This window comes from Frankia sp. CoBUL1 (genome assembly GCF_978021245.1).
The window spans coordinates 1-2507 of the sequence record NZ_CDXDOS010000367.1; the positions used below are offsets into that span (position 1 = coordinate 1).

Sequence of the window (2507 nt, forward strand, 5' to 3'; positions counted from 1 at the left end):
AGTCAGAAAAGTCAAGGAAACCCTCGAACACATCGCCGGAGACCGCCGCCGGACACTCCAATTCATAGCCACTTAACGCAGCAGGCCGTCACACCACGCGACCTTCGCGCAGCCCTGGGTGGTGGCCACTTAGCGCAACGGGCCGTCACACCACGCGACCTTCGCGCAGCCCTGCCTCAACGGCCGGGATATTTCCTTTCTTCCCCGTTGATAAGAAATATCCGTCAGCCGGCGCTTTCGTCGTCGCTCGTCCTGCCGTGTGGCCCTGGCGGCGGATGGTGGTTTCTGCGGTTGACAGTCTCTGCCCGCGTCATAGGCTCAGCCGTGGGACGGATGCCCGACCGGGGTAGAGTGATGATAATGAATCAGCAGGAAACGCAGCAGGTGGAGCGCGTGCTGCGGCAAAACTGGCAGCAGATCCGATACCAGATCCTTGACCAGTTCGCCGAGGTAAACTCGTCGGACCTGGACGCAGCCTCGAGCGTTGACGACCTTGTTCAGCGCATCGCCGACAGGTCGCACTACAGCGACAGGTATGTGGAAAGCAGGATACGCGAGCTGGTGGGTGTTGCGGCGGGCGCCGGCACCGGTCCGGCAGCGCAACCCACCGCCGCGGCGACGGCCACAGCCGAGCAGGCCCCAGCGCCAGCCGCGGCCGAGCAGCCGGGGGCCGGGGGCCAAGCGGAGCAGTCCGTGGCCGAGCAGCCCGCGGCGGAGCAGACCGGGCAGCGGTTCGGCGGGCAGCAGCCGTTTACCGCGGGCCAAGCGGAGCAGCCCGCGGCGGAGCAGGCCGGGCAGCGGTTCGGCGGGCAGCAGCCGTTCGCCGGGGCGTAGCCGCCGAGGCGGACCGGAGGGTGGGGTGCCGTCCAACGATGGAAAGCACCCCACCCTCGGGATGCCCGCGGTATGAGGAGTACTCGAAGGCGCCTTCGAGTGGCTGGGGGTGCTCTCCTGCCCGGGATCCGCCGCCCGTCATTACCTCAGTGCCCGACGGCGGCAGTGCCCGACGGCGGCCGACTCCGTATCGGTGGATCGGCATCGGCCCACGCAGGCGGGCGCGACAGGTCGTCGGTCGGAGCCGGCGGGTCCGCCAACCACCGTTCGACTCGGGTGCGGACCTCGTCAGCGAGGAGGAACTCGGGCCGGATCAAGCCCAGCGCCCGGTAGAATTCGCCCGCGACGTAAGCGTCGTCGACGGCGGTGGCGCGCACCATGCCCAGGTATTGTGCGCCCGCCCGCTCTTCGGGTGTCGGGGCGGGCATATTACGGCTTTCCGTCACGGGAAAGACCAGGTCGGATGCGGTCGCGGCCTGCCAGGCGAACGACGTGACGGCCATGACGTCGTCGTGGAGACGCTCGACGGCCGTGTCCAGATCGTCCGTCTGACGCAGGCGGTTGCGCAAGGCCACCGCCTGCAGGACGGCCGCAGTCATGCCTTGGCCGTACACCGGGTTGTATACGGCCACCGCGTCGCCGACCGCGATGAACCCCTGTGGCCGCCGAGCCAGCTCGTTCCAGCGGCGGAGCCGATTCACTGACATCCTCGTCGTCCTGATGTCGCTGACGGGCTCGGCACGTTGCCACATCTCGTGCAGGACTGGGGTGGCGGCGGTCCGGAGAAACTTGTCGAAGCCCGCCGGGTCGCCGGGCGGGAAGTCACGGCTGGTCCCGACGGCCATGAGGCCATAGAGGTTGTTCTCCTCCGGCAGGAGGAACGCACCTCTGGTGTTGTGCGGTGCCGGTGGCGCGCACACTGCCCGCAGGTCTCCCGGTAGGGCATCCTCGGGCAAGTAGCAGTGCACGGTGGCGTAACCGAGGAACGGTTGCACCGTCGACTCCGGCGGGGCGTCGAACCCGGCGTCGGCGAGCCAGTGCGGGGAGCGGGATGCGCGGCCGCCGGCGTCCACCACAAGATCGGCCTCGATCAGTCCGCCCAGACCGTCGAGGTCGTCACACACGACCGCGTCTACCCGGTCGCCGCCGGCCCTGCGCAGGCCGATGGTCTCGGCGTGGCGGAACCGGACGTTCGGTAGCCGGCGGGTCAGCGTCCGGATGGTGTGCTCGGTCAGGGCCCGCGTGCCGAACACGGACCGCATGTCGGATGGCGCACGCCGGATCCAGCCTTCGGGAAAGAAGTAGGCGACGTCGCGTTGCGGGTCATACGGCGGCGCGCCCTGGTCGGTCATCGCGACCGTGAAGCCGCCGTAGAGTCCGTCGAGCGCCGATGCGCCGCTGAACAGCAGGCCGTGCAGATGAGGCGCCTGCGGGACGTTGCGCCGTTCTTCGACGGTTGTCGGCAGGGCGTCTCGGTCGAGAATGGTGACCGCGGCGAAGTGTTCGCTCAGCACGCGCGCCGCGGTGAGTCCCGCAATACTTCCGCCGACGATGACGGCATGGCCCCGCTGTACAGGGGCGGGGTCAAACGGTCGTAGCGACGTCTCGATAGGATGATCGTGATGGCGTCGAGGGACTGGATGGTGGATGGGCCGGCGGGTGCAGTTGACAGT

Annotated in this window: 2 protein-coding genes; one reads left to right on the top strand and one right to left on the bottom strand. The window is 68.6% G+C overall.

Translation table 11 applies throughout. The features are described from left to right. Window positions 1-360 precede the first annotated feature (360 nt). Complete coding sequence (locus AC08OX_RS16960; protein WP_476608708.1) at window positions 361-834, top strand: hypothetical protein; 474 nt, start codon at window positions 361-363, stop codon at window positions 832-834. A 146-nt stretch (window positions 835-980) separates the two neighbouring features. Here AC08OX_RS16960 and AC08OX_RS16965 read toward each other — a convergent pair whose 3' ends face one another. After that, a complete protein-coding gene (locus AC08OX_RS16965) occupies window positions 981-2348 on the bottom strand; it encodes a hypothetical protein (RefSeq protein WP_476608709.1) in 1368 nt (455 codons plus the stop codon). Window positions 2349-2507: the final 159 nt, after the last annotated feature.

Bases quoted from the DNA above. Each gene is read 5' to 3' on its own strand.
- AC08OX_RS16960 (WP_476608708.1), top strand. From the start codon at position 361: ATGAATCAGCAGGAAACGCAGCAGGTGGAGCGCGTGCTGCGGCAAAAC.